This is a genomic window from Streptomyces sp. NPDC047028, assembly GCF_040644095.1.
Lineage (GTDB): Bacteria > Actinomycetota > Actinomycetes > Streptomycetales > Streptomycetaceae > Streptomyces.
This window is the reverse complement of the sequence record NZ_JBEYVS010000032.1, coordinates 61,018-87,152: the sequence shown is the minus strand read 5'-3', so window position 1 is coordinate 87,152 and position 26,135 is coordinate 61,018. Positions and strand designations below refer to the sequence as shown.

Below are 26,135 nucleotides of genomic sequence, written 5' to 3'. Positions count from 1 at the left end.
CGGGCACGATGATCTACCGGGTCCCGCGTCCGGCATCGCACCGCGCGCGGGACATGCGGACGTGCGGGAAGTGCCGGGAGTGCCGGATTCGTACGGCAGACTTGGGGTGCGAAGACCGAGGCGAAGGATGGGTATGCCGATCACACCTGCCACCGCGACGCACAGTTCGTCGAACGGCACCGCAGAGGCGATTTTGCTGGAACTGGTCGACGAGAAGGGCAGGACGACCGGTACCGCGGAGAAGCTCGCCGCCCATCAGCCGCCGGGGCAGCTGCACCGGGCGTTCTCGGTGTTCCTCTTCGACGAGCGGGGCCGGCTGCTGCTCCAGCAGCGCGCGCTGGGCAAGTACCACTCCCCCGGCGTGTGGTCCAACACCTGCTGCGGTCACCCCTACCCCGGCGAGGCGCCGTTCGCGGCCGCGGCCCGGCGGACGTACGAGGAGCTGGGCGTGTCCCCGTCGCTGCTCGCGGAGGCCGGCACGGTCCGCTACAACCACCCGGACCCCGCCTCGGGCCTGGTCGAGCAGGAGTTCAACCACCTCTTCGTGGGCCTGGTGCAGGCGCCGCTCGCGCCGGACGAGGACGAGGTCGCCTCGACCGCGTTCGTGACGGCGGCGGAGCTGACTGAGCGGCACGCCCGGGACACGTTCTCGGCGTGGTTCATGACCGTCCTGGACGCGGCCCGCCCGGCGGTACGCGAGCTGACCGGCCCGTCGGCGGGCTGGTAGCGGGCGGGACGAAGCCCCGTCGGCGGGCTGGCGGCTGCGGCCGGCGCTACGACAGCGTCGCCGGCTTGAGCGGCAGGGCGGCCCAGATCACCTTGCCGCCGCTCGCCGTGTGCTCCACGTCGACCACGCCGCCCGCCTCCCGGGCCACCTCGCGCACCAGGAGGAGCCCGCGGCCGCCGGTCTGGGCGTGGTCGGCCTCCAGGGCGGTCGGGCGGTAGGGGTGGCTGTCCTCCACGGACACCCGCACCCAATCGGCGCCGACGGCGACCTCCACGGCGAGGACGGGCGAGAGCAGGGCCGCGTGCCGGACCGCGTTGGTGACCAGCTCGGAGACGATCAGCAGCAGTCCGTGGACCAGGTCGTCGGGGGCCGGTACGCCCTGGCGCAGCAGCAGGTCCCGTACGGCGTGCCGCGCCTGCGGGACCGAGGCGTCCACGGCGGCGGCGGTGAACCGCCAGACCCCCTCGTACGGCAGTGCGTCCGGCGGCCGTTCGGCGCCCCCCGCTGGGCCCGGGTCGTCCCCGTGCCCGTGGTTGTCCATCGTCCGGTCGCCACCCTCGCGCTCGATTGTCACCACGCGTCGAGTGTTGGTAACGATGTGCTCTGTCCCACACGACTGAACACAAGTCAGCGGTTATCGATCGGTTCTGACCGGTCGCGCCCGGCTCGGTCGCCCGCGCGACCGTTCCTGCCGTTCACCACGCCGTTTCGCGAACTCTTCGGGTTGTACGGGTTGGCCGGTCCGGAGGGCGGGGGCGTGCGCGGTGCGGCGGGGGGCTGCGGATAGCATCCGGCGCATGGAGCCCCAGCTGCTGCACCGGGTCGCCGACGCGGTCGCCACCGTCGTCGTCCACCACCCGGCCAAACGCAACGCCATGACGGCCGCGATGTGGCGGGCGCTGCCGCCGTTGCTGGACGACCTGGCGGCCGACCCGGCGGTGCGGGCCCTGGTGCTGACCGGCGAGGGCGGGACCTTCTGCGCGGGCGCGGACATCTCCACGCTGCGGGGCTCACCGCGGGAGGCGCAGGGTCTCGCGGTGGCGGCCGAGGAGGCGCTGGCCGCGTTCCCCAAGCCGACGCTGGCCGCCGTGCGGGGCCACTGCGTGGGCGGCGGCTCCCAGCTCGCGGCGGCCTGCGATCTGCGACTGGCCGAGGAGGGCGCGCTGTTCGGCGTGACCCCGGCGAAGCTCGGCATCGTCTACCCGGCGTCCTCCACCCGGCGGCTGGTGGCGCTGGTCGGCCCGGCCACGGCGAAGTACCTCCTGTTCTCGGGCGAGTTGATCGACACGGGGCGGGCGCTGCGCACCGGGCTCGTCGACGAGGTGCTGCCCGCGGGCGACCTGGACAAGCGGGTCGCCGAGCTGACCCGGGTCCTGGTGTCCCGCTCGCAGCTGACCCAGGCCGCCGCGAAGGAGTTCGCCGACGGCCGCGCCGACCGTGACGCCCACTGGGCGGCGCAGGCGGCCGGCAGCGGCGACACAGCGGAGGGCGTCGCCGCGTTCCTGGAGCGCCGGCAGCCGCACTTCACCTGGGCCGTGTCCTAGGACGCCGTCGCGGTCAGTTCAGGACGAAGCGGCTCTTCTCGCGCCAGTCCTCGACCAGGTGCGCGGGCGCCTTCTTTGGGGAGCCGGCGTCGTAGGGCGGCTGCGGGTCGTACTCGGTCAGCAGCTGTACGGCCATGGCGGCGTCGTCGCCCGCGATCCGGCCCAGCAGGGTCAGGCCCATGTCGATGCCGGAGGACACTCCGGCGGCGGTGACGTACTTGCCGTCGAACACGACGCGCTCGCCGGTCGGTTCGGCCCCGTACCGCTTGAGGGTGTCCAGGGCGAGCCAGTGCGAGGTCGCCCGGCGGCCGTCGAGCAGTCCGGCGGCGGCCAGCAGCAGGGAGCCGGTGCACACGGACGTGGTCCAGGTGCTGGTGGCGTCGGCGGCGCGCAGCCAGTCCAGCAGCACGGCGTTGTCCATCTGCGGGGTCTGGCCGGGTCCGCCGGGGACGATCACGATGTCGGGGGACGGCGCGTCGGCGAGGGTGCGGTCGGCGGTGAGCGCGAGGTTCCCCGTGTCGGTGCGGACCGGCCCGGTGCGCTCGGCGACGAAGACGGTGTCCGCGCCGGGCAGCCGGCCCAGGGTCTCGTAGGGCCCCACGGCGTCGAGTGCGGTGAAGCGGTCGTAGAGGACGATGGCGATCTGCACGGGGCTGCCTTTCGGTCGGCGTGCTCGGTGGGCGGTCGGTGAGTGGTGGTCGGTGGTCGGGCGATCGGTGGTCAGGGGGCCGGGGCGGGGCGGAATCTGCGCCGGTATTCCGCCGGGGAGGCGCCGAGCGTGCGCAGGAAGGCGCGGCGCATGGCCTCGGGGGTGCCGTAGCCACTGGCGCGGGAGATCTCCTCGACGCCTCCGGCGGTGTCCTCCAGCAGGCGCCGGGCGTGTTCCAGGCGGACCCGGTCGACGTACCGGCCCGGCGTCATACCGGTCTCGGCCCGGAAGGCGCGGGCGAAGTGGCGGGGCGAGAGGGCGGCACGCGCGGCCAGGGAGTCGACGGACAGGTCGCCGTCCGGATGCTCGCTGATCCATTGCTGCACGTCCCTGAGCGGCTCCCGGCGGGCGGTCTGCGCGGCGAGCTGGGCACTGAACTGCGCCTGGTTGCCGGGTCTGCGCAGGAACACGACGAGCCGGCGGGCGACGGTCAGCGCGGCGTCCCGGCCGAGGTCCTCCTCGACGAGGGCGAGCGCGAGGTCGATGCCCGAGGTGACACCGGCGGAGGTGGCCACGTTCCCGTCGCGTACGAAGATCGGGTCGGGGTCGACCTCGACGGCGGGATGGTGCCGGGCGAGCGTGTCGCAGTACGCCCAGTGCGTGGTGACCCGGCGGCCGTCCAGGAGCCCCGCGCGGGCGAGTGGGATCGCGCCCGTGCACACCGAGACGAGCCGCCGCGCGCGCGGGCCGTGCTCGCGCAGCCACTCGACCAGCGCCGGATCCGCCTCCCGGGTCCCCTCACCGCCGGGCACCACCAGGGTGTGCGGCGCTGGCGCCCCGGCCAGCGATCCGTCCGGTACGACGGCGAGCCCGCTGGAAGTGCGCACCGCGGAGCCGTCCAGGGAGGCCGTACGGATGCGGTACGTCCCCGGCGCGTACTGCTCGGCACCGGCGAACACCTCCACGGGGCCGGTGACGTCGAGGCTCTGGACGCCGTCGAAGAGGACGACGAGAACGGTTCGCTGCGCCATGCTCCGATTCTTGGACCGCCCGGCGACGGCCGCAACGACGGGTTCCCCACCTTTTCTGCCATGCGGACCGCCGCCCGCTCCGGCGGTCTGCGGAGCGGTGGGGCATGGCGGGCGGGGACGGAGGTACCCGGCAGGCGCCCGGTCACGGTGGCCGGGAGGAAGGAGACGTTTCCCGTGTTCCGAGCCATCGCAGACGTACTGCGGCAGATCGGCGGCGCCATCGCCACGGTCGTCACGCTGCCGTTCCGCGCCCTGGCCCGCCTCTTCGGCGGCGCCTCGTCCACCACACGCCGCGGCGGGGCCTGAGCCCAGCGGCCCGGCGCCCCGCCGGGTGCCGCCCTGATCCCCGGTTGCCGGTGCCACCTGCCACAATTGCCGCGCAACCTCAGTGAGAAGGCGGTACGGGATCGTGACCACACCCGGGTCCCTGGAAACAGGGTCCATCGAAGGCAGGATCGCCGGGGAACTCGGCGTACGGGAGCGGCAGGTGAAGGCCGCGGTCGAGCTGCTCGACGGCGGTTCGACGGTGCCCTTCATCGCCCGCTACCGCAAGGAAGCGACCGAGATGCTCGACGACGCGCAGCTGCGCACGATCGAGGAGCGGCTGCGTTACTTGCGGGAGCTGGAGGAGCGGCGGACCGCGATCCTGGAGTCGGTGCGCGAGCAGGGCAAGCTCACCGAGGCGCTTCAGGCGCAGATCCGGGGCGCCGAGACGAAGGCGCGCCTGGAGGACGTCTACCTGCCGTACAAGCCCAAGCGGCGCACCAAGGCGCAGATCGCGCGGGAGGCGGGCCTTGAGCCGCTGGCCGAGGCACTGCTGGGCGATCCGTCGGTCGATCCGGTGGCGGCCGCCGCCGCGTTCGTGGACGCGGACAAGGGTGTCGCCGATCCGCAGGCCGCGCTGGACGGCGCCCGCGCGATCCTCACCGAGCGGTTCTCGGAGGACGCCGACCTGATCGGCGAGCTGCGCGAGCGCATGTGGGTGCGCGGGCGGCTGGCGGCGAAGGTCCGGGACGGCAAGGAGGAGGCCGGCGCCAAGTTCGCCGACTACTTCGACTTCACCGAGCCGTTCACCGAGCTTCCCTCGCACCGGATCCTGGCGATGCTGCGCGGTGAGAAGGAGGAGGTCCTGGACCTCGTCCTGGAGCCGGAGGAGCCGGCCGACGGCCCGTCGTCGTACGAGGGCATCGTCGCGCACCGGTTCGGGATCGCCGACCGGGGCCGGCCCGGCGACAAGTGGCTGACGGACACGGTCCGCTGGGCCTGGCGCACCCGCGTCCTGGTGCACCTCGGCATCGACCTGCGCCTGAGGCTGCGGACGGCCGCCGAGGACGAGGCCGTGAACGTGTTCGCGGCCAACCTGCGCGACCTGCTGCTGGCCGCCCCGGCCGGCACCCGCGCGACGCTCGGCCTGGACCCCGGCTTCCGTACGGGTGTGAAGGTCGCCGTGGTCGACGCGACCGGCAAGGCCGTCGCGACGGACGTCATCCACCCGCACGTCCCGGCCAACAAGTGGGACCAGGCGATCGCCACGCTGGCCCGGCTGGCGAAGGAGCACTCGGTCGACCTCGTCGCGATCGGCAACGGCACGGCGTCCCGCGAGACGGACAAGCTCGCCGGTGAACTCATCGCGAAACACCCGGAGCTGAAGCTCACCAAGGTGATGGTGTCCGAGGCCGGCGCGTCCGTGTACTCGGCGTCGCAGTACGCCTCGCAGGAGCTGCCCGGCATGGACGTGTCGCTGCGCGGCGCGGTGTCGATCGCCCGCCGGCTTCAGGACCCGCTGGCCGAGCTGGTGAAGATCGACCCCAAGTCGATCGGGGTCGGCCAGTACCAGCACGACCTGTCCGAGGTGAAGCTGTCCCGCTCGCTGGACGCGGTGGTCGAGGACTGTGTGAACGGCGTCGGCGTGGACGTCAACACGGCGTCCGTGCCGCTGCTCGCCCGGGTGTCGGGCATCTCCGCGGGTCTCGCCGAGAACATCGTCGCCCACCGGGACGCCAACGGTCCGTTCACGTCCCGGTCGGCGCTGAAGAAGGTGCCGCGCCTGGGCCCGAAGGCGTACGAGCAGTGCGCGGGCTTCCTGCGCATCCGCGGCGGCGACGACCCGCTGGACTTCTCCAGCGTGCACCCCGAGGCCTACCCGGTGGTCCGGCGCATGGTGAAGACCGCCGGCCAGGAGGTCGCCTCCCTGATCGGCAACACGGCCGCCCTGCGCTCGCTGCGGCCCGCCGACTTCGTGGACGAGACCTTCGGTCTGCCGACCGTCACCGACATCCTCAAGGAGCTCGAGAAGCCGGGCCGCGACCCCCGCCCCGCCTTCAAGACGGCCACGTTCAAGGAGGGTGTCGAGAAGATCTCCGACCTGTCCGCGGGGATGATCCTGGAGGGCGTCGTCACCAACGTGGCGGCCTTCGGCGCGTTCGTGGACATCGGCGTCCACCAGGACGGCCTCGTGCACGTCTCCGCGATGTCCAGGACCTTCGTCAAGGACCCGCGGGACGTGGCCAAGCCGGGCGACATCGTCAAGGTGAAGGTCCTCGACGTCGACATCCCCCGCAAGCGCATCGCCCTGACCCTCCGCCTGGACGACGAGGCGACCCCGAAGGACCAGGGAGACGCCCGTCAGCAGCGCGCCGGTGGCAACCGCCCGCCCCGGCAGCGCCAGGGCGGCCAGGGCCAGCGCCAAGGACAGCGCCAGGGTCGCGGCGGTGGCGGCGGGGGTGACCGGGGCGGCCGCCAGACCCCGCCCCCGGCCAACAGCGCGATGGCCGACGCCTTGCGCCGCGCGGGCCTGCTGGACCCGAAGAAGCGCTGAGCCAAGGGCCCGGGCGGGACGACCCGCCCGGGCCCGCTGCACCGAGTGCCCCTGTCAACAAGCCCTGGGGGGCAGCGCCCCGAAGGGGCGCGGGGAACTGCGCGACCAGCCCCCACCGGCCCGCGGCCGACGAACCACCCGCCCCCACGGCCACCACAAGCCCCTCAGCGCTCGGTGACTTCCCCTGACCCCACTTCCAGCCGCCGATTCACCCGAACAGCGTCCAGCATCCGCCGGTCATGCGTGACCAGCAACAACGTCCCCGCATAAGAATCCATCGCCGACTCCAACTGCTCGATGGCCGGCAGGTCCAGATGGTTCGTCGGCTCGTCCAGCACCAGCAGATTCACGCCCCGCCCCTGCAACAGCGCCAGCGCCGCCCGCGTCCGCTCCCCCGGCGACAGCGTCGCCGCCGGCCGCAGCACATGCGCCGCCTTCAGCCCGAACTTGGCGAGCAGCGTCCGCACCTCCGCCGGCTCCGTGTCGGGCACGGCCGCCTGGAACGCGTCCAGCAGCGACTCACCGCCGAGGAACAGCCCGCGTGCCTGATCGACCTCGCCGACGACCACGCCCGGGCCGAGGGCGGCGTGCCCGGCGTCCAGCGGGACCCGGCCGAGCAGCGCGCCGAGCAGCGTGGACTTGCCGGCCCCGTTCGCACCGGTCACCGCGACCCGGTCCGCCCAGTCGATCTGAAGTGAGACCGGTCCGAAGGTGAAGTCGCCGCGCCGTACCTCGGCGTCCCTGAGCGTGGCGACGACGGCGCCGGCCCGCGGGGCCGCCGCGATCTCCATGCGCAGCTCCCACTCCTTGCGCGGCTCCTCGACGACCTCCAGGCGCTCGATCATGCGCTGGGTCTGCCGCGCCTTCGCGGCCTGCTTCTCGCTGGCCTCGCTGCGGAACTTGCGGCCGATCTTGTCGTTGTCGTTGCCGGCCTTGCGCCGGGCGTTCTTCACGCCCTTGTCCATCCAGGAGCGCTGCATCTGCGCGCGGTCCTGCAGCGCGGCCCGTTTGTCGGCGTACTCCTCGAACTCCTCGCGGGCGTGCCGGCGGGCCACGTCCCGTTCCTCCAGGTAGGCCTCGTAGCCGCCGCCGTAGAGGTTGATCTGCCGCTGGGCGAGGTCGAGTTCGAGGACCTTGGTGACGGTGCGGGTGAGGAACTCGCGGTCGTGGCTGACGACGACCGTGCCGGCGCGCAGCCCGGTGACGAAGCGTTCCAGGCGCTCCAGGCCGTCCAGGTCGAGGTCGTTGGTGGGCTCGTCGAGGAGGAAGACGTCGTAGCGGGACAGCAGCAGGGAGGCGAGGCCGGCGCGGGCCGCCTGGCCGCCGGAGAGGGAGGTCATCGGCTGGTCCAGGCCGACGGCGAGGCCGAGGGAGTCGGCGACCTCCTCGGCGCGCTCCTCCAGGTCGGCGCCGCCGAGGTCCAGCCAGCGTTCCAGGCTCGCCGCGTAGGCGTCGTCGGCGCCGGGCGCGGAGTCGACCAGGGCCTGGGTCGCCTCGTCCATCACGCGTTGCGCCTCGGCGACGCCGGTGCGGCGGGCCAGGAACTCCCGGACCGTCTCCCCCGGCCGGCGCTCCGGCTCCTGCGGCAGGTGGCCGACGGCCGCGGTCGGCGGGGAGCAGCGCAGTTCGCCCTGTTCGGGCGGGGTGAGCCCGGCGAGCATGCGCAGCAGTGTGGACTTTCCCGCGCCGTTCGCGCCGACCAGTCCGATCACGTCGCCGGGCGCGACGACGAGGTCGAGCCCGGTGAAGAGGGAGCGGTCGCCGTGTCCGGCGGCGAGGTTCTTGGCGACGAGGGTGGCAGTCATCAGGAGGCCGATCCTAATGGCCCGCGGCGCCGCGCCCGGCCGCGCTTTCGCGTGGTCCGGCGGCCCGGCCGGTCCGGGCCCAGGCCGGTCCGGGCCCAGGCCGGTCCGGGCCCCGGCCGGTCCGGGCCCCGGCCGGGGCGTGGCGCCGGACCCGTCTTCGGGCCGGTCCGGTCAGGGTGCCGGGACCGCCTGTGCGTCCCGCGGTGCCCGGACTCCGGTCAGCGGACCCGGCCGCGGCGCGGCGGGCGCGGTGGCCGGGAGCGCGCGGGTGAGGGCGGGTGCGCCGCCGACCAGCGGGAGCCGGGCCGTCGTACGGGACAGGTCCAGCGTCAGGGTGGGCCGGGTGGACGGCGGGTCGATGAGGTTCCGGTCCGTGCCGGCGATGACGAGGGCCAGCCGGTGGCCCCGGGAGACCACGTGGTCGGTGGCGGCGAGGTCGAGGGTCATCGTGTACGCCCGGCCGGGGGTGAGCGGGACGCCCTTCCGCAGCGAGGCGTGGTGGCCGAGGTCGGCCCAGCCGCGGCTGAACACGGTGTAGTCGACGGCGGTCGTCTTCGCCGCGGTGTCCTTGAAGCAGGCGCTGTCCCCGGCGGTGCTCTCGCCCCAGCAGCTGCGACGGGTGAGGGTGGTGATGCCCTCGTCGGCGTCGGCGTAGTCCCGGATGGTGTCCGGGCCGAGGTCCACCAGGACGGCGGTCAGATGGGCCGTGGCGGTGGTCGGGGTGACCCGCACGGTGACGCGGCCCGAGCCGGACAGGCGCAGGTCCCGGGTGAGCGGGGCGGTGAGGAAGCCGGCCTTGTCTGGGGTGGGGGTGGTCAGGTGGGCGGCCCAGTCGGTCTCGCCGTGCCGGGGGTCGTCGGTGAAGGTCGCGGTCCCGGTGGCCGCCGGGCGCGCGCCGAGGGTGCCGACGCCGGGCACGCTGCCGGTGGCGGGGTGCAGCGTGGTCGTCCGGGTCCCGTGGGGCGGCCAGGCCCGGGAGGTGACCCAGTGGTCGGGGTGGCGTTCGATGTCGGCCATCGGCGCGCGGTCGATCCCGTTGTCGTAGCCGAGGAGTTCGTGGTCGAACCAGCGGTGCAGGGTGTCGACCCAGGCGCCGCGGCGGTAGTCGAAGGGGTCGACGTGACCGGTCTGGGACAGCCAGATCTTGCGCCGGACGCCGTGCCGGGCCAGCGCGTCCCACCACTGCCCGAGGTGCTTGGTACGGACGTTGAGATCCTGCATGCCCTGCACGGCGAACACGCTGGCCCGCACCCTGGCCGCGTCCTTGACGTAGTCGCGCGCGGTCCACAGCGGGGTCCAGTCGCCGCTGGGCGGGCTGCCGTCGGCGAGTTCCTTCCGTACGGCGGCGCAGTGGGCCTGCGCCGCGTCGCTCTGGACGTATCCGGCCAGTTCGTCGGGGCCGCCGTCGTACAGGGCGGCGCCCTGCGCGAAGTAGTAGTCGTACCAGGAGGAGATCGCGCTGATCGGGACGACGGTCCGCAGTCCCCTGACGCCGGTGGCCGCGACGCCGTTGGCGATGGTGCCGTCCCAGCTCTTGCCGATCATGCCGGTCCTGCCGTTGGTCCAGGTCGCCCTGACGGTTTTCCGGCCGGTGCGGGTGGTGTAGGCGGTGGCGCGGCCGTTCAGCCAGTCGATGACGGCCTTCGCGGACCGGATGTCGGAGCGGCCGCCGACGTCGACGCAGCCGTCGGAGCGGTTGGTGCCGGCGAGGTCGACGCCGACGACGGCGTAGCCGCGGGGCACGAAGTAGTTGTCGTAGAACAGCGGCATCCGGACGATGCGGCCGTGCGCGTCGTACGTCTTGACCTGACTCTCGTTGCCGCGCCCGCAGCACGAGTAGTACGGGCTGGCGTCCATGATCACCGGCACCTTGCGGCCCCGCCGGGCGGGTTCGGCGGGCCGGACGATGTCGGCGGCGACGCGGTCGGTCCGCCCGTCGCGGTCCTCGTCGAGCCCGGTGTCGACCCAGACGGACTCGCGGACGGCGTGCGCGTAGGAGTACACCGGCCGGCTTTCGTGGGGCGCGGCCTGTGCGACGGCGGCGGCCGGGGTGAGGAGGGCGGCGGTCAGGGTGGCGACGGCCGCGGTCGCGAGCGTTCTCCAGATCGTGAAGCGCGTGCGTATCGGCATGCGCGGACGGTACAGCGGTCAACTCCCGTGAGGTAGAGCGCTCTTCGGACACGCCCGGTGCTGTGACGGCCGAATGGCGATCGTGTGACACGAGGGGCCATGGACAGGTCAGGGGCCACAGGGACTCAATAGGCTCCGAACAGAGTTCCCGGCCCACTCCGGCCGGAGCTCCGAACGGCACTGCTGTCCCGACGACTTGGAGCTGACGTGCACCGCAGAATCTTCGTGCCGGGCGCTCTCGCGGCGGCCTCCCTGATGCTGGCGATCCCGGCATCGGCCGCGAGCTACACCCCCGGTGCGCCGGGGATCGGCGACCCCTACTACCCGTACTACGGCAACGGCGGCTACGACGTCTCGCACTACGACCTGAGGCTGCGCTACCAGCCGGAGACGGACCAACTGCAGGGCACGGCGACCGTCCTGGCCCGGACCACGCAGGACCTGTCCAGCTTCGACCTGGACTTCCTGCTGGACGTGAGCGAGGTGCGGGTCAACGGCGCGAAGGCGGCGTTCACGCACACCGGCGAGCACGAACTCGTGGTCACCCCGAAGCGGCCACTGGCCAAGGGCACGCCGATCACGGTCGTCGTCCGCTACAGCGGTGTGCCGTCGACGAAGAGCGCGTACGGCTTCACCACCTGGCACCGCACGCCCGACGGGGCGGTCGCCGCCGACGAGCCCGAGGCCGCCTGGTGGTGGTTCCCGAGCAACGACCACCCGAGCGACAAGGCCACCTACGACGTGTCGGTTGCCGTGCCGGACGGCACCCAGGCGATCTCCAACGGCACGCTCCAGTCGACGAGTTCGCAGCGCGGCTGGACCAGCTACAGCTGGCGGCAGAACAAGCCGCAGGCGACGTATCTGGCCACCCTCGCGCTCGGGAAGTTCGACATCACCACCAGCACCTCCGACGGCGGCGTCCCGGTGATCAACGCCTACAGCACGGACCTCGGCGACAACGACGGCGCGGCCCGCGCGAGCGTGGAGCGCACCGGGGAGATCGTCGACTGGCTGAGCGACTGGTTCGGGCCGTATCCGTTCAGCACGGCCGGCGGGTACGTGCCGAACACCACCACCGGGTACGCGCTGGAGACGCAGAGCCGGGTGTACTACAGCCCGAAGCAGTTCGCTAAGGGCTCCAACGTCTCCGTGGTCGTGCACGAACTCGCCCACCAGTGGTACGGCGACGACGTGTCGGTCAAGGACTGGAAGGACATCTGGCTCAACGAGGGCTTCGCCACGTACGCGCAGTGGCTGTGGTCGGAGCACGAGGGCGAGGGCACCACGCGGGAACTCGCCGACTACGTGTACGCCTCGCACCCGGCCGACGACCCGTTCTGGACGGTGGCGCCCGGCGACCCGGGCGCCGACCACCAGTTCGACGACGCCGTGTACGACCGGGGTGCCGCCGCCATCCAGGCGCTGCGGGACGGGGTCGGCGACACCGCGTTCTTCGCCATCCTCAAGGGCTGGCCGAAGGAGCACGCCTACGGCAACGCCTCCGTGGCCGACTTCGAGCGGTACGCCGAGCAGGTGTCCGGCAGGCCGCTGGCCGGCCTTTTCGACACGTGGCTGTTCCAGCCGTCGAAGCCGGCGGCGTCGGCCGCGCGTTCCCTGGCGAAGGGCGGCGACGGTGCAGGCAAGCCGGTGACGAGGCCGAAGTCGTGGACGAGCATCGAGGCGGCCCACGGCGGCCACGGACACTGAGGTCTCACCGGTCCGCTGCGGCGGCCGCCTGCTCGATCAGGTCGTCCCGGCCTATAGCGTCCGTGCGGGTGGCCGGGACGGTGCACGCGTACGCCCCGGCGACGGACCCGAACAGGGCGCACCGCCGGGGCGGTTCGCCGGTGAGGCGGCCGTAGAGGAACGCGGCGGCGAAGGCGTCGCCCGCGCCGTTTGAGTCGACCACCGGCGCGGGCGGGGCCACGGCCGGTACGCGGGTCAGCTCGCCGTCCGCCAGCAGGTACGCGCCCTCGGCTCCGGCGGTGGCGACGACCGTCTCGGCGCGGCCCCGTTCGGCGATGTGCCGCATCGTGCGCTCGGGGTCGGTCAGGGCGGCGGCCGAGAGGAAGACGACGTCCGCCGCGTGGGCGAAGGGCCGGTGGTACGGGTTCTCGCCGTCCCAGTCGTGCAGGTCGGTGGAGAGGGGCACGCCGGTGTCCCGGAGCACGGGCAGGGCGTGGGCGCCGGGCTGGGTGATGGTGAGGTGCACGTGCCGGGCGCCGGCGGCCAGCGCGCGGAGGGTGCCCTCGGGGTAGCGGTCGCCGGGGTCGGCGCGGCTGGTGTCGTACAGCGACAGCCGGCCACCGTCCGGGCTCACCAGGTTGACCGCCCGTTTGGTGCCGGCGGGCTGCGGGATGGCGGTGAGCGCGATCCCGCGCTCCCGGTGCAGCTCACGCACGAGGTCGCCCTCGGGATCGTCCCCGAGCAGATCGATGTGGTGCGTGACCAGCCCGAGCGCACTCAGCCCCACGGCGACGAAGTCCCCGGTCTGCCCGGCCCGGGTCCGGATCCCAGAGTCGATCATGTAACTGTCCGCATACGGCAACGGCAACACGGGAACGCCCACAATCGTGTCCGCCCCGGCCCCACCCACCACGAGCACGTCCGTACGCCCGGTCATCAGCCGCCCCCTCCGTGGTCATAAACCGTCACGGCGATGCCCCGCCCCGTCAGCCGTTCGGTGATGAGCGGCTCGATCCGGGACCACTTCCCGCCCGCCAGACCGCAGCCTATGCGGGGCATGTGCACGGACGCGCCGAGGGCGGCCGCTTCGTCGGCGAGCCGGCCGAGTGCCGTGTCGATCGCCTCGTAGCGGACGGGGACGCCCTTGCTGCCGGTCTTGATCCCGCGCTGGCCGACCATGTTCGCGACCCACAGAGCCCGCCCCACCGGCACCAGTTGCACCGCGCCCAGGGCGAAGTCGTTGTGGGCGCGGTCGCGGTGCCAGGCGCGGTAGGCCGCCTCCGGCTCCGGCCAGCGGCGCGAGAGCGCGAGGACGAAGCCCTTGCCCCAGCCCCCGATGTCGTTGCAGACATGGGCGATCACCTTGGGGCCCTTGGCCGACGGGACGGTGGCGTCACCCCGGACGTATGTGATCTCCGACATGACGTCACCGTAGGCGATGGCACTGACAGTGGCCCTGGGCTTTCCCGGCGGCAGCGGACGTCGCTACTTCGTCAGTCGGGTGAGTTCCTCGTCGGTGTCGGTGGCGACGCGGCGGCGGACGGCGAACCAGCCGGCGATGAGGAGGGCGGCGAGGAGGGGGACGAGGTAGAGGGTCTTGCGGCCGACGTCGGGGTCGTTCCACATCATCCCGAGGCAGGCCAGGAGGAAGGCGATCGTGGCGATCTCGGTGACGGGGCTGAACTTGAGCTGGAAGGACGGGCGGGCGACGAGGCCGGCGCGGGCGCGGCGGACGAAGACCAGGTGGCAGATCATGATGATCACCCAGGTGCTGACGATGCCGAGGGAGGCCACGTTCAGCACGATCTCGAAGGCCTGGCTGGGCACCAGGTAGTTGAGGCCGACGCCGAGCACACAGACGCCGCAGGTCAGCAGGATGCCGCCGTAGGGCACCTGGCTGCGGTTCATACGGGCGGTGAACCTGGGCGCGGAGCCGGCCATCGCCATCGAACGCAGGATGCGGCCCGTGGAGTACAGCCCGGAGTTCAGGGAGGACATGGCGGCGGTCAGCACGACCAGGTTCATCACGTCGCCGGCCGCCGGAATGCCGATCTTCGACAGCACCGTCACGAACGGGCTCTCGTCGGCCGAGTACACCGACCCGGGCAGCAGCAGGGCGAGCAGCACGACGGAGCCGACGTAGAACAGGCCCACCCGCCACATGATCGAGTTCACCGCGCGCGGGACGACCTTCTCCGGCTCGGCGGTCTCGCCGGCGGCGACACCGACCAGTTCCAGCGCGGCGTACGCGAAGATCACGCCCTGCATGACGAGCACGGCGGGCATCGCGCCGTGCGGCAGGAGGCCGCCGTGGTCGCTGATCACGCTGATGCCGGGCGTCTGCCCGTCGACCGGGTGCTGGGTGGCCAGCAGGAAGATGCCGATCAGCATGAAGGCGACGAGCGTGGCCACCTTGACGATGGAGAACCAGAACTCCATCTCGCCGAAGATCTTCACCGAGATCAGGTTCACGGCGAGCACGACCGCCAGGGCGATCAGCGCCAGCACCCACTGCGGGATGGACGTGAACATGCTCCAGTAGTGCGTGTACAACGCGATCGCGGTGATGTCGGCGATGCCGGTGGTCGACCAGTTCAGGAAGTACATCCAGCCGGCGACATAGGCGCCCTTCTCGCCGAGGAACTCGCGCGCGTAGCTCACGAAGGACCCGGAGGAGGGCCGGTAGAGCACCAGCTCGCCCAGCGCCCGTACGACGAAGAAGGCGAAGACCCCGCACACCAGGTAGGCCACCGCGAGCGCCGGTCCCGCGGTGTGCAGGCGGCCACCGGCGCCGAGGAAGAGGCCTGTGCCGATGGCACCGCCGATGGCGATCATGTTGATGTGGCGGGCCTTGAGGTCCTTGCTGTAGCCGGCGTCGCCCGCGTCGGCGGGCGTTCGGGCCGCCTCGGGGCGGGCGGCGACCGGTGCCGAGGGCACGGCGTCCTTGCTCACGGGTGGTACCACTTCCTGTGCCCCGGACCTCGTGGGCCCGGGTGTCCGTACAGTTCAGCCCGCACCACCCCTGGGTGTGTCGCGGCACAGACCAAGGCAGCAGCTTCCCAGAGAAGGCACCCGGTATGCGGTGTTCCGGATCACAGAGCGGCGCTTCTCACAGGGGCTCCACGAGTAGCCCACGGGTTTCACAGCACTGGTGAGACAGCGATACTGCTGCACATGACGACCGACGCGAGGACCGGTGCTCCGACCGGTGCGCCCGACGCCGAGGAGACGGCCCTCACCATCGACGAGCTGGCCGCCCGGGCCGGCGTCACGGTCCGGACCGTCCGCTTCTACGGCAGCAGGGGGCTGCTGCCGCCCCCGGTGATCGGCCCGCGCCGGGTGGGGCGCTACGGGGCGGGGCACCTGGCACGGCTGGCGCTGATCGAGGAGCTGCAGCGGCAGGGCATGACCCTGGCGGCGATCGAGCGGTACCTGCGGCAACTGCCGGCGGACCTCTCCCCGCACGACCTGGCCATCCACCGCGCGGTGGTCGCCTCCTGGGCCCCGGACGTGGTGGAGACGCTGCCGCGCGAGGAACTGGAGCGGCGGGCCGGCCGGCCACTCGACGACGCGGACCTTCAGCGGCTCACGGCGATGAACGTCGTCCTCACGGAGGACGGCGCCATGGCCTCGGGCGGCAGCGCGACGGCCGACGACGCCGAAACCGTCCGGGTCGATTCCGGGCTGTTGCGGCTCGGCGTTCAGCTCCTGGACGTGCCGCTGTCGCAGGAGGTGATCCTCGCGGCGCGCGAGGTGCTCGCCGAGCACTCGCGCGCCGCCGCCCATGAGCTGGCCCTGCTCTTCCGCGGCGAGGTCGCGGAGCGTGACGCCCGGGACGTGAAGTCCCTGTCGGCGCACATGCACCCGTTGGTGGTACAGGCGCTGCTGACCACGTTCCAGCGGTCGCTGCGGGAAGAGCTGGGCGAGTGGCTCGCGGGGTCAGACGCGGGCTGAGTCGGTGAACCGCTCCCCCTTCCCGGCCTTCTCCACGAGCAGCGCGGGCGGGGCGAAGCGCTCGCCGTAGCGCTCGGCGAGTTCCCGCGCGCGGGCGACGAAGCCGGGCAGGCCGCCCTCGTAGCCGTTGATGTACTGCAGGACGCCCCCGGTCCAGCCGGGGAACCCGATGCCGAGGATCGAGCCGATGTTGGCGTCGGCGACGGAGGTCAGGACGCCCTCCTGAAGGAGCTTGACCGTGTCGAGTGCCTCGGCGAAGAGCATCCGCTCCTGCATGTCCCGGAACGGGATCTCCTGGCCCGCCCGCGTGAAGTGCTCGCGCAGGCCCGGCCAGAGCCCGGCGCGCTTGCCGTCCTCGCCGTACTCGTAGAAGCCCGCGCCGCCGCTGCGGCCGGGGCGGCCGAACTCGTCGACCATGCGGTCGATGACCGCCTCCGCGGGGTGCGCCGCCCAGGTGCCGCCCGCCTCCTCGACGGCCCGCTTCGACTCGTTGCGGATCTTGCGGGGCAGCGTGAGGGTCAGCTCGTCCATGAGGGACAGCACCTTGGCCGGGTAGCCGGCCTGGGCCGCCGCCTGTTCGACCGATGCGGGCTCGATGCCCTCGCCGACCATGGCGACGCCCTCGTTGATGAAGTGGCCGATCACCCGGGAGGTGAAGAAGCCGCGCGAGTCGTTGACGACGATGGGCGTCTTGTTGATCTGGCGGACCAGGTCGAAGGCGCGCGCGAGGGCCTCGTCCCCGGTGCGCTCACCCTTGATGATCTCGACCAGCGGCATCTTGTCGACCGGCGAGAAGAAGTGCAGCCCGATGAAGTCGGCCTGGCGCTCCACCCCCTCGGCGAGGGCGGTGATGGGCAGGGTGGAGGTGTTGGAGCACAGCAGCGCGTCCGGCTCGACGACGTGCTGGATCTCCTGGAAGACCTTGTGCTTGAGGGCCGGGTCCTCGAACACGGCCTCGATGACCGCGTCGCAGCCGGCGAGGTCGGCGGCGTCGGCGGTGGGCGTGATGCGGGCGAGCAGCGCGTCCGCCTTCTCCTGGGTGGTACGGCCCTTGGCGACGGCCTTGGCGCACAGCTTCTCGGAGTAGCCCTTGCCCTTGAGGGCCGCCTCCAGGGAGACGTCCTTGAGGACGACCTCGATGCCCGCGCGGGCACACGAGTAGGCGATGCCGGCGCCCATCATCCCCGCACCGAGCACGGCGGCCCTGCGCACCTGGCGGGGCTCGACTCCCTTGGGGCGGTTGGCGCCGGAGTTGACGGCCTGGAGGTCGAAGAAGAACGCCTGGATCATGTTCTTCGAGGTCTGTCCTGCGGCCAGTTCGACGAAGTAGCGGGCCTCGATGACCTGCGCGGTCTCGAAGTCGACCTGGGCGCCCTCGACGGCCGCGGCGAGGATGTTGCGCGGCGCCGGGTAGGGGGCGCCGCCCGTCTGCTTGCGCAGGGTGGCCGGGAAGGCGGGCAGGTTCGCGGCGAACTTCGGGTTGGCGGGCGTACCGCCGGGAATCCGGTAGCCGGGCTTGTCCCAGGGCTGCTGCGACTCGGGGTTGGCGTCGATGAAGGCGCGGGCCCTGGCGAGGAGTTCCTCGGGGGTGGCGGCGACCTCGTGGACCAGGCCGTTCTCCTGGGCGCGGCGCGCGTTGTACTGGGTGCCCTGGAGGAGCACCTTCAGCAGGGCGTCCGCGATGCCGAGCAGCCGGACGGTGCGCACGACCCCGCCGCCGCCGGGGAGCAGGCCGAGGGTGACCTCGGGGCAGCCGATCTTGGTGCCGGGGGTGTCGAGGGCGACCCGGTGGTGGCAGGCCAGGGCGAGTTCGAATCCGCCGCCGAGCGCGGCGCCGTTGACGGCGGCGACGACCGGCTTGCCGAGGGTCTCGATGCGGCGCAGGTTCCGCTTGATGGCGAGGCCGCCGTCGAGGAGCTGCTGCGCGGTGTCGGGCGTCACGCGGATCAGGTCGCGCAGGTCGCCGCCGGCGAAGAAGGTCTTCTTCGCCGAGGTGAGGATGACGCCGCGGATGGAGTCCCTCTCGGCCTCGAGGCGGTCGGTGACCGCGGTGAGGGAGTCGCGGAACGCCTGGTTCATGGTGTTCGCGGACTGGTGGGGGTCGTCGAGGACGAGGGTGACGACGCCGGTGTCGTCCTGCTCCCAGCGGATGGTGGTGCTCTCGGTCATGACAGTGGTCTCCGTTGAGGTCTGGGGGTTTCCGCGGGGAGTTCAGACGCGCTCGACGACGGTGGCGATGCCCATGCCGCCGCCGACGCAGAGGGTCGCGAGGCCGTACCGCTTGTCCTGGCGCTCAAGTTCGTCGATGAGGGAGCCGAGGATCATCGCGCCGGTGGCGCCAAGGGGGTGGCCGAGGGCGATGGCGCCGCCGTTGACGTTGACCTTGTCGAGGCTGAGGCCCATGTCCTTCACGAAGCGCAGCACGACGGCGGCGAACGCCTCGTTGATCTCGACGAGGTCGATGTCGTCGATGGTCAGCCCGGCCTTGGCGAGGGCCTTGCGGGTGGCGGGCGCGGGCCCGGTGAGCATGATGGTGGGCTCGGAGCCGGAGACGGCGGCGGAGACGATCCGCGCGCGCGGGGTGAGGCCGTGGCGCTCGCCGACCTCGCGGGAGCCGATGGCCACCAGGGAGGCGCCGTCGACGATGCCGGAGGAGTTGCCCGCGTGGTGGACGTGGTCGATCTTCTCCACCCAGTGGTACTTCTGCAGCGCGACGGCGTCGAAGCCGCCCAGCTCGCCGATGTCCGCGAACGAGGCCTTGAGCTTCGCGAGGGAGTCGGCGGTGGTGCCGGGGCGCAGGTGCTCGTCGTGGTCGAGGACGACGAGTCCGCTGCGGTCCTTCACGGGGACGACGGAGCGGTCGAAGCGGCCTTCCTTCCAAGCGGTGGCGGCGCGCTCCTGGGACAGGGCCGCGTACTCGTCGACGTCGCGGCGGGAGAAGCCCTCAATGGTGGCGATGAGGTCGGCGCCGATGCCCTGGGGCACGAAGTTGACGGCGAGGTTCGTCATCGGGTCGTTGAACCAGGCGCCGCCGTCCGAGGCCATCGGGACGCGGGACATGGATTCCACACCGCCGGCGAGGACGAGGTCCTCCCAGCCGGAGCGGACCTTGGCGGCGGCCAGGTTGACGGCTTCCAGGCCGGAGGCACAGAAGCGGTTCTCCTGGAGTCCGGCGACCGTGTCGGGCAGTCCGGCGGCGATGGCGGCGATCCGGGCGATGTCGGACCCCTGGTCGCCGACGGGGCCGACGACGCCGAGGACGATGTCGTCGACGGCGGCCGGGTCGAGGCCCGGGAAGCGGTCGCGGATCTCGTGGATGAGGCCGACGACCAGGTCGATCGGCTTCGTGCCGTGCAGGGCGCCGGTCGCCTTGCCGCGGCCGCGCGGGGTGCGGATCGCGTCGTACACGTACGCTTCGGTGCTCACTTCGGTGCCTTTCGGAGGGTGGGCGGAGCGGGGCGGGAGCAGGGAGGGGCGGTTGAGTCGCGGTCCGCCACGGGGTCGTCGTCGAGCAGGGCGGGTATCTCCCAGTCCCGGGCCACCGCGCGGGTGTCCGCGCCCGGGAGGGCGGGGCCGGAGCGGACGGTGGTGGGGGTGGCGGAGAATCGGGGGGCCGGGGCGGGCTGGGTGAGGCCGCCGGGGTCGGTGAAGGTGCCGCGGGCGGCCAGGTGCGGGTGGTGCGGGGCCTCGCGCAGGGACAGCACGGGGGCCACGCACGCGTCGGAGTCCGCGAAGACGGCCGTCCACTCGTCCCGGGTGCGGGACTGGAAGCGGGCGGCGACGCGCTCGCGTAGCTCACTCCAGCGGGTGACGTCCGTGCGGGCGGCGGCCAGGTCGTCCAGGCCGAGGAGGCGCAGGAACTCCGCGTAGAACCGCTCCTCCAGGGCGCCGACCGCCATGTGTCCCCCGTCGGCGGTCTCGTAGGTGCCGTAGTACGGACAGCCGCCGTCCAGGAGGTTGGCGCCGCGCCGGTCCTGCCAGCCGCCGGCGGCCAGCATGCCGTGGATCATCGAGGCGAGGTGGGCGGAGCCGTCGACGATGGCCGCGTCGACCACCTGGCCGGCGCCGGTGGCACGCGCGTGGTGCAGGGCCGCGAGGACGCCGACGACCAGGTAGAGCGAGCCGCCCGCGTAGTCGCCGACCAGGTTGGCGGGGATCGCCGGGGGTTCGCCGGCCCGGCCGATCAGGCCGAGGGTGCCGGTGACCGCGATGTACGCCACGTCGTGGCCGGCGCGCTGGGCGAGGGGGCCGTCCTGGCCCCAGCCGGTCATCCGGCCGTAGACGAGCCGGGGGTTGCGGGCGTGACAGGCCTCGGGGCCGACGCCGAGGCGCTCGGCGACGCCGGGGCGGTAGCCCTCGATCAGGATGTCGGCGCGCTCGGCGAGGTCCAGGACGCGCGCGGGGCCGTCCGGTGCCTTCAGGTCGACGACGACCGAGCGTTTGTTGCGGTTGGTGATGTCGTACGCCGGGTCGATCCCCAGGCCGGGGCCGTTCGGGCGGTCGACACGGACCACGTCGGCGCCCAGGTCGGCGAGGAGCATCGCGGCGAACGGGCCGGGCCCGATGCCGGCCAACTCGATCACGCGCACGCCGGCGAGCGGGCCGTGTCCCGGCGCTCCTGCCGTCCCTGCGGTCGTCATGCCGTCCTGCCCCCAGCCCTTGTGACACAAGTGATGTAACACCGGTGATGTTAAGAACACGTTCCACCGGACACAAGACCTGAACGAGCAAGCGCTTAGCCAAGTGCCCGACGCACCGCGGTTCACCCGGGTGAGTGAGGCCCCGGGCCGGTCGCCCGGCCCGGCACTCCTCACGCTAGCCTCAGCGACCGACAGCGGCGCGGCTGCGGAACCGAGGGGTGTCATGAATAGGCCAAACAGGACGGACCGTCCCTACGACGTCGTGCTCTTCGGAGCCACGGGCTTCGTCGGCGTGCTCACGGCGGAGTACCTCGCCGCGCACGGGCCGAGCGAGCTGCGCTGGGCGATCGCGGGCCGCGACGAGCTCAAGCTGGAGCGGCTGCGCGAACGGCTGCCCGGCGGCCGCGAGGTCCCGGTGCTGCGGGCCGACGTGAGCGACCCGGCCGGCCTGCGCGCCCTCGCCGAGCAGGCGCGCGTGGTGGCCACGACCGTCGGCCCGTACCTCACCCACGGCGAGGAGCTGGTCGCCGCCTGCGCGGACATGGGCACCGACTACCTCGACCTCACCGGCGAGCCCGAGTTCGTGGACCTGATGTACGTCCGGCACGACGCACGCGCGCGGGAGACCGGCGCCCGGCTGCTGCACGCCTGCGGCTTCGACTCCGTCCCGCACGACCTGGGCGTCTACTTCACCGTCCGGCAACTGCCCGAGGACGTACCGCTGACGGTGGACGGCTTCGTGACCGCGGACGCGGCCTTCTCCGGCGGCACGCTGGCCTCGGCGCTGAACCAGTTCGCGCGCGGCCGGCACATGCTGGCCGCCGCGCGGGACCGCGGCCGGCACGAGCCCCGGCTGGTGGGGCGCCGGGTGGCGGCGCCCACGGGCGCGCCGCGCTTCGCGAAGGAGGTCGGCGCGTGGGCGCTGCCGCTTCCGACCATCGACCCGCAGATCGTGCGCCGCTCGGCCAAGGCCCTGGACCGCTACGGCCCCGACTTCCGCTACCGGCACTACGCGGCGGTCCGGCACCTGCCGGTCGCCGTCGGCGGGATCGCCGCCGTCGGCGCGGTGGCCACGGCGGCCCAGCTGCCGCCGGCCCGCCGCTGGCTGTCGGACCGGCTCAAGCCGGGTGACGGGCCGAGTGCCGAGAAGCGGGCGGACAGCTGGTTCTCGGTGCGCTTCGTCGGCGAGGGCGGCGGGCGGCGCGTGTTCACCGAGGTCGCCGGCGGCGACCCGGGCTACGACGAGACCGCGAAGATGTTCGCCGAGGCCGCCCTGTCCCTGGCCTTCGACGACCTGCCGCCCACGGCGGGCCAGGTGACCACGGCCCAGGCGATGGGCGACGCGCTCATCGAACGGCTCCGCGCGGCGGGCATCACGTTCCGGGTGGCGGCGAAGCGGTAGCCGACGGCGGGGGCGGGAGCGGCGGCCGCGCGGGACCGACGGTGCGGGCCGCAGTCGGCGTCCCCGTCGCCCCCCGCGGCCCCTGACCGACCGCCTCGCGCAGGGCCCGGCGGCAGAGGGTGTCCGCTCGGCGGGTCGTCTCCGGGAGGCGGTATGCCGGGGTCAGGGCGAGGACGTGGGCCACGGCGTTGTCCAGGCCGACCCGGTGGCCGACCGAGACGAAGACGGGCTTGACGCCGTCCCGGGTGCGCAGGGCGCGGCCGACCTCCTCGGTGCCGGCGAGGAGCGGCGCGGTGCTGCCCCGGCGCGGGCCCGGATCGTCGTAGGTGAAGGTGAACGGGTTCTTGGCGACGCCGATCGTGGGCAGCCCGGTGAGCACGCCGAGGTGGCTGGCGAGGCCGAAGCGGCGCGGGTGGGCCAGGCCGTAGCCGTCGCACACCACGAGGCCGGGCGGGCACGGCAGGGCGTCCAGGCCCGCACGCACGGTCGGGATCTCCCTGAAGGCGAGCAGCCCGGGCACGTACGGGAATGACACCCGGCCGACGGCCGTCGTCTCGGCCACGACCGCCAGGGTGGCCGCGTCCAGCACGACGGCCGCCGCGGCGACGAGGTCGCGCTCGTCGTCGTAGGCCACGTCGACCCCCGTGACGTGGCCGCTGCCGGGCGGCGGGCCGGTCTCGTCGAGCACCACGCGCGCACGCAGGGCGTCCTGGACGGCGCGCGCCTCTTCCTCGGTCGCGGGCCCGCCCGCGCCTTCGCCTACGGTCGTCATCGTGACCCGACTGTACGGGGCGGGTGACGGACCGTGGAACCTCGGGGGTAGGCTCGCGATCATGTTCGTACTGGAGCTGACCTACACCGCCCCGCTCGACGCCGTGGACGCCGCGCTGCCGGCCCATGTGACCTGGCTGGAGCAGCAGTACGAGAAGGGTCTCTTCCTGGCGTCGGGGCGCAAGAACCCCCGCGACGGCGGGGTGATCCTGGCCGTCGCGGAGGACCGCGCCCGGATGGAGGAACTGGTCGCGTCCGACCCGTTCGTGACCGCCGGGGTGTGCGAGTACCGGGTCACGGAGTTCGTCGCGACGAAGACCGTGCCCGAACTCGCCGGTTACCGGCAGACCCTGGGCTGAGCCGGCGGGTCAGCCCTTCTTGGCGTTCAGCGCGTTGCGCAGCTGGTCCTTGTTCATGTTCGAACGGCCCTCGATGCCGCGCTGCTTGGCCTCGTTGTAGAGCTGGTCGCGGGTCGGGCCCTGGGAGCCGGTCCGGTTGCCCGACCGCTGCCCGCCGCGCTTGCTCGACGACATGTCCTGGGTGGAGCTGCGGCTGGCCGTCCTGGACTCACCGGAGCGGGCCCGCTCCTTGTTCACGGTCCGCGCCGCGATCTCCTTGGCGCGCCCCGCGCTCTCCCCGCGGTCCTGCGCGCTCTCCTTGATGTGCTCGTACTGACGTTCCCGCTTGGGGCTGGAACCGGCCGGCATGATCACTCCTTTCTCTCCGCCGCGGAGGATCGCGTTACCCGAGATCGCGTGACACGGGATCACGTGGCACGGAATCACATGGCACGGGATCACCCGCGGCGGGAGACGAGTACCCGGCTCGCCGGTCCTTACGTCAGCGTTCCAGCCGGGCCACCCGGCCCTGTTCTCCGGCCGCCCAGCAACTCAGGTCCGGGGTGCAGTCCACCGTGTCGTACGAGCCGGTGTCGATCGTCCGCCAGGTGCGGCCGCCGTCCGTGGTGAGATCGGTGCCGGTGGGGCCGACGGCGAGTGCGGCGGTACGGCTGTGCGGCAGCCAGGCCACGCCGGAGCGGTACGCCGGCACCGGTGCGGCGGCCGGCCGCCACGTGCGGCCGCCGTCGCGCGTGACTGCGGCGGCTCGCGGGGAGGCCTGGCCGGCGCTGTAGTCACCGCCGACGGCCAGACCGTGCGTGCGGTCGCGGAAGGCGAGCGCGAACACCCCGCGCGCGGGGTCGCCGGCCGGGATCGGCGTGTCGGCGGCCGCCCAGGTCAGGCCGCGGTCGGCGGAGTGCAGCACGCGCGCGTGGGCGCCGCCGCCGGTGGCGAGCCAGGCGTCCTTCGGCCCGGAGGTGACCAGGCACTGCCCGCTCGCGGCGAAGCCCGCCTCGCCCGCCAGGGCGGCCGGCATCCCGGCGGCGGGCAGGACGTGCCAGGAGCGGCCACCGTCGCCGGTGGACAGGATCCGGAACCTGCCGTCGACCGGGTCGCTCATGGCGAGGCCATGGCGGTGGTCGAAGAAGGCCATGCAGTCGTAGAACGCCTTCGGGTCGGTGTTGCGGAAGGACTCCGTCCAGGTCGCTCCGCCGTCGTCGGTGCGGTACACCCGGGAGGCCTCGCCCTCGCCGATGGCCAGCACGACCGCGCGCCGCGCGTCGAACGCCTCGACGTCCCGGAACTCCAGCCCGGCGGCGCCCGGCGGAGAGACGTTCCGCCAGCTCGCGCCGCCGTCCGTGGTGCGCAGCACGGTGCCGCCGGTGCCGGCCAGCCAGGCGGTGTGCCGGCTGACGGCGGCCAGCCCGCGGAACCGCGCCTGCGGAGCGCCGCTGTCCTTCGGCGCCCAGTGCAGGCCCGGTGTGCCGTGGCCGCCGTCGTGCCCGGCGCCGTGGCCGAGTGACCGCGCCTCGGCGGCCGGCACCGTCAGCACGGCCAGGGCCGCCCCGCAGGCCACCCCGGCGGCCATCATCCGGGTCGTACGTCCCCTGCGTCGCGTGTTCCCCAAGCGCCTCATGGCGGGCGAAGCTAGCCCACCGGCATCGCGCCGTCCAGAGGGCCCAACCCGCCCACGGGACGGCGCACATGGGCCGGAACGAATCGTCACACGGGCCGGAACGGACCGGCGCGCACGGGCCTGCGCCGATCGGGTGCATGAACGCGGTGACCGAGGTCACTCGTCCCGCGTGTGCACGCTCTGGCCCATTCCGACGTCTCTTCCAGTGCCAGGCCTCGCACGCCGCCGAGCACGTCCAGCCGTCACAAGGGAGCAAGGCGTTGTCCACCGTCATCGAGCAGCCCGTAGAGGCCCGTCTCGTCGCCGCCGCACCGCGCATGCCGAGCATTCCCGCAACGCTGCGCTACGACCGGCGCGACCCGTTCGCCGTCCGTATGACCTTCCCGGCGCCGGCCACCCTGGAGGGTGTCGAGGTCTGCTGGACGTTCTCCCGCGAGCTGCTGACGGCCGGCCTGCACGCCCCGGAGGGGCACGGTGACGTCCGCGTGCGGCCGTACGGCTACGACCGCACCGTGCTGGAGTTCCACGCCCCGGAGGGCACCGCGGTCGTGCACGTGCGCAGTGGTGAGATCCGGCGGTTCCTGGAGGCGACCGGCTCGCTGGTGCCGGTCGGCCTGGAGCACCTCCAGCTGGACCTCGACCACGATCTGGCCGAGCTGATGCGGGACGCCTGCTGAGCGACGGCGGGTGACCGCCACGCGCGCGTGGGCCAGCTCCCGTTCTACGCGCGCGTGGACCGGCTCCTGTCCGCGCACGCCGGTAATTTCCGTTGACACTCCTCCCGCCGTCCCCGTACGGTGTATGACGGTTCTGTTGCCGCCGATAGGAGAAGGACGTTGCTCGTCTGAGGTCTTGAGACACCGCGTCACACCGGTGAGGTGTGCGTGGCGTACGACCTCGGCGTCCGAGCCGTCCCCCTGGCACAGGCCCTTTCTTTCGTGCTTCAGGCTTTCGGTTTCCGCCTCGCGGTGTCTCGACACGCGCTCGCCCCGACCGCACTCCAG

At 73.0% G+C, this 26,135-nt stretch carries 23 protein-coding genes; 9 read left to right on the top strand and 14 right to left on the bottom strand.

Features of this window, described 5'->3' with window-relative positions; translation table 11 throughout:
• The first annotated feature begins 133 nt into the window (after window positions 1–133).
• Window positions 134–727 carry an isopentenyl-diphosphate Delta-isomerase gene (gene idi, locus ABZ854_RS26285; RefSeq protein WP_361215046.1) on the top strand — a complete coding sequence of 198 codons (594 nt, stop codon included), beginning with the start codon at window positions 134–136 and terminating at the stop codon, window positions 725–727.
• A 46-nt stretch (window positions 728–773) separates the two neighbouring features.
• On the opposite strand, the gene ABZ854_RS26280 is transcribed toward idi, so the two are convergent.
• On the bottom strand, window positions 774–1,268 hold the full coding sequence (locus tag ABZ854_RS26280) for an ATP-binding protein (RefSeq protein ID WP_361215087.1): 495 nt from the start codon (window positions 1,266–1,268) through the stop codon (window positions 774–776).
• A gap of 256 nt (window positions 1,269–1,524) precedes the next feature.
• Between ABZ854_RS26280 and ABZ854_RS26275 the strand changes: the two genes are divergently transcribed.
• Window positions 1,525–2,271, top strand: a complete 747-nt coding sequence (locus ABZ854_RS26275) for an enoyl-CoA hydratase/isomerase family protein (protein WP_361215044.1) — start codon at window positions 1,525–1,527, stop codon at window positions 2,269–2,271.
• Between the two features lie 13 nt (window positions 2,272–2,284).
• Here ABZ854_RS26275 and ABZ854_RS26270 read toward each other — a convergent pair whose 3' ends face one another.
• A complete protein-coding gene (locus ABZ854_RS26270; protein ID WP_361215042.1) occupies window positions 2,285–2,920 on the bottom strand; it encodes a DJ-1/PfpI family protein in 636 nt (211 codons plus the stop codon).
• 71 nt (window positions 2,921–2,991) lie between these two features.
• Window positions 2,992–3,951 carry a GlxA family transcriptional regulator gene (locus tag ABZ854_RS26265; RefSeq protein WP_361215040.1) on the bottom strand — a complete coding sequence of 320 codons (960 nt, stop codon included), beginning with the start codon at window positions 3,949–3,951 and terminating at the stop codon, window positions 2,992–2,994.
• A 174-nt stretch (window positions 3,952–4,125) separates the two neighbouring features.
• Here ABZ854_RS26265 and ABZ854_RS26260 point away from each other — a divergent pair, with 174 nt between their 5' ends.
• Together ABZ854_RS26260 and ABZ854_RS26255 are read left to right on the top strand one after the other, a co-directional pair.
• Complete coding sequence (locus ABZ854_RS26260) at window positions 4,126–4,257, top strand: LPFR motif small protein (RefSeq protein ID WP_361215038.1); 132 nt, start codon at window positions 4,126–4,128, stop codon at window positions 4,255–4,257.
• 103 nt (window positions 4,258–4,360) lie between these two features.
• Complete coding sequence (locus tag ABZ854_RS26255; RefSeq protein WP_361215036.1) at window positions 4,361–6,769, top strand: Tex family protein; 2,409 nt, start codon at window positions 4,361–4,363, stop codon at window positions 6,767–6,769.
• Window positions 6,770–6,933: 164 nt separating this feature from the next.
• Here ABZ854_RS26255 and ABZ854_RS26250 read toward each other — a convergent pair whose 3' ends face one another.
• Window positions 6,934–8,574 (bottom strand): ABC-F family ATP-binding cassette domain-containing protein, encoded by a 1,641-nt coding sequence (locus tag ABZ854_RS26250; protein WP_361215034.1) that lies wholly within the window; start codon window positions 8,572–8,574, stop codon window positions 6,934–6,936.
• A gap of 171 nt (window positions 8,575–8,745) precedes the next feature.
• Entirely contained in the window at window positions 8,746–10,704 is a 1,959-nt protein-coding gene (locus tag ABZ854_RS26245) for a Xaa-Pro dipeptidyl-peptidase (protein ID WP_361215032.1), read from the bottom strand.
• A gap of 207 nt (window positions 10,705–10,911) precedes the next feature.
• Between ABZ854_RS26245 and ABZ854_RS26240 the strand changes: the two genes are divergently transcribed.
• Window positions 10,912–12,411, top strand: a complete 1,500-nt coding sequence (locus tag ABZ854_RS26240) for a M1 family metallopeptidase (RefSeq protein ID WP_361215030.1) — start codon at window positions 10,912–10,914, stop codon at window positions 12,409–12,411.
• A 4-nt stretch (window positions 12,412–12,415) separates the two neighbouring features.
• On the opposite strand, the gene ABZ854_RS26235 is transcribed toward ABZ854_RS26240, so the two are convergent.
• The 3 genes from ABZ854_RS26235 to ABZ854_RS26225 all read right to left on the bottom strand — a co-directional run bounded on the left by ABZ854_RS26235 (window position 12,416) and on the right by ABZ854_RS26225 (window position 15,342).
• Window positions 12,416–13,327 (bottom strand): PfkB family carbohydrate kinase, encoded by a 912-nt coding sequence (locus tag ABZ854_RS26235; RefSeq protein ID WP_361215028.1) that lies wholly within the window; start codon window positions 13,325–13,327, stop codon window positions 12,416–12,418.
• Window positions 13,327–13,812 carry a macro domain-containing protein gene (locus tag ABZ854_RS26230; protein WP_361215026.1) on the bottom strand — a complete coding sequence of 162 codons (486 nt, stop codon included), beginning with the start codon at window positions 13,810–13,812 and terminating at the stop codon, window positions 13,327–13,329. Before ABZ854_RS26230 ends, ABZ854_RS26235 begins: the two co-directional genes overlap by 1 nt.
• Before the next feature lie 63 nt (window positions 13,813–13,875).
• Window positions 13,876–15,342 carry an amino acid permease gene (locus tag ABZ854_RS26225; protein ID WP_361215024.1) on the bottom strand — a complete coding sequence of 489 codons (1,467 nt, stop codon included), beginning with the start codon at window positions 15,340–15,342 and terminating at the stop codon, window positions 13,876–13,878.
• A 222-nt stretch (window positions 15,343–15,564) separates the two neighbouring features.
• Between ABZ854_RS26225 and ABZ854_RS26220 the strand changes: the two genes are divergently transcribed.
• Window positions 15,565–16,344, top strand: a complete 780-nt coding sequence (locus ABZ854_RS26220; RefSeq protein WP_361215022.1) for a MerR family transcriptional regulator — start codon at window positions 15,565–15,567, stop codon at window positions 16,342–16,344.
• Here the strand turns inward: ABZ854_RS26220 and ABZ854_RS26215 are convergent.
• The 3 genes from ABZ854_RS26215 to ABZ854_RS26205 are packed head-to-tail and all read right to left on the bottom strand — an operon-like array spanning window position 16,330 to window position 20,984.
• Window positions 16,330–18,513, bottom strand: coding sequence for a 3-hydroxyacyl-CoA dehydrogenase NAD-binding domain-containing protein (locus ABZ854_RS26215; RefSeq protein ID WP_361215020.1), 2,184 nt, complete (start codon window positions 18,511–18,513; stop codon window positions 16,330–16,332). The genes ABZ854_RS26220 and ABZ854_RS26215 overlap by 15 nt on opposite strands.
• A 42-nt stretch (window positions 18,514–18,555) precedes the next feature.
• Window positions 18,556–19,770 carry an acetyl-CoA C-acetyltransferase gene (locus tag ABZ854_RS26210; RefSeq protein WP_129305584.1) on the bottom strand — a complete coding sequence of 405 codons (1,215 nt, stop codon included), beginning with the start codon at window positions 19,768–19,770 and terminating at the stop codon, window positions 18,556–18,558.
• Complete coding sequence (locus tag ABZ854_RS26205; RefSeq protein WP_361215018.1) at window positions 19,767–20,984, bottom strand: CaiB/BaiF CoA-transferase family protein; 1,218 nt, start codon at window positions 20,982–20,984, stop codon at window positions 19,767–19,769. The genes ABZ854_RS26210 and ABZ854_RS26205 overlap by 4 nt, the downstream gene beginning before the upstream one ends.
• Window positions 20,985–21,207: 223 nt before the next feature.
• On the opposite strand from ABZ854_RS26205, the gene ABZ854_RS26200 reads away from it, so the two are divergent.
• A complete protein-coding gene (locus ABZ854_RS26200; protein ID WP_361215016.1) occupies window positions 21,208–22,386 on the top strand; it encodes a saccharopine dehydrogenase NADP-binding domain-containing protein in 1,179 nt (392 codons plus the stop codon).
• Here ABZ854_RS26200 and ABZ854_RS26195 read toward each other — a convergent pair.
• On the bottom strand, window positions 22,358–23,158 hold the full coding sequence (locus tag ABZ854_RS26195; protein WP_361215014.1) for an endonuclease V: 801 nt from the start codon (window positions 23,156–23,158) through the stop codon (window positions 22,358–22,360). The two genes, ABZ854_RS26200 and ABZ854_RS26195, sit on opposite strands and share 29 nt — an antisense overlap.
• 61 nt (window positions 23,159–23,219) lie before the next feature.
• On the opposite strand from ABZ854_RS26195, the gene ABZ854_RS26190 reads away from it, so the two are divergent.
• Window positions 23,220–23,516, top strand: a complete 297-nt coding sequence (locus ABZ854_RS26190) for a YciI family protein (protein WP_361215012.1) — start codon at window positions 23,220–23,222, stop codon at window positions 23,514–23,516.
• Window positions 23,517–23,525: 9 nt separating this feature from the next.
• Here the strand turns inward: ABZ854_RS26190 and ABZ854_RS26185 are convergent, their stop codons facing one another.
• Together ABZ854_RS26185 and ABZ854_RS26180 are read right to left on the bottom strand one after the other, a co-directional pair.
• Window positions 23,526–23,864, bottom strand: coding sequence for a plasmid stabilization protein (locus tag ABZ854_RS26185; RefSeq protein WP_361215010.1), 339 nt, complete (start codon window positions 23,862–23,864; stop codon window positions 23,526–23,528).
• 133 nt (window positions 23,865–23,997) lie between these two features.
• A complete protein-coding gene (locus tag ABZ854_RS26180) occupies window positions 23,998–25,086 on the bottom strand; it encodes an oxidoreductase (protein ID WP_361215085.1) in 1,089 nt (362 codons plus the stop codon).
• Between the two features lie 305 nt (window positions 25,087–25,391).
• Between ABZ854_RS26180 and ABZ854_RS26175 the strand changes: the two genes are divergently transcribed.
• Window positions 25,392–25,808: an SsgA family sporulation/cell division regulator gene (locus tag ABZ854_RS26175; protein WP_361215008.1), complete on the top strand. Its 417-nt coding sequence runs from the start codon at window positions 25,392–25,394 to the stop codon at window positions 25,806–25,808.
• The last annotated feature ends 327 nt before the right edge of the window (window positions 25,809–26,135 follow it).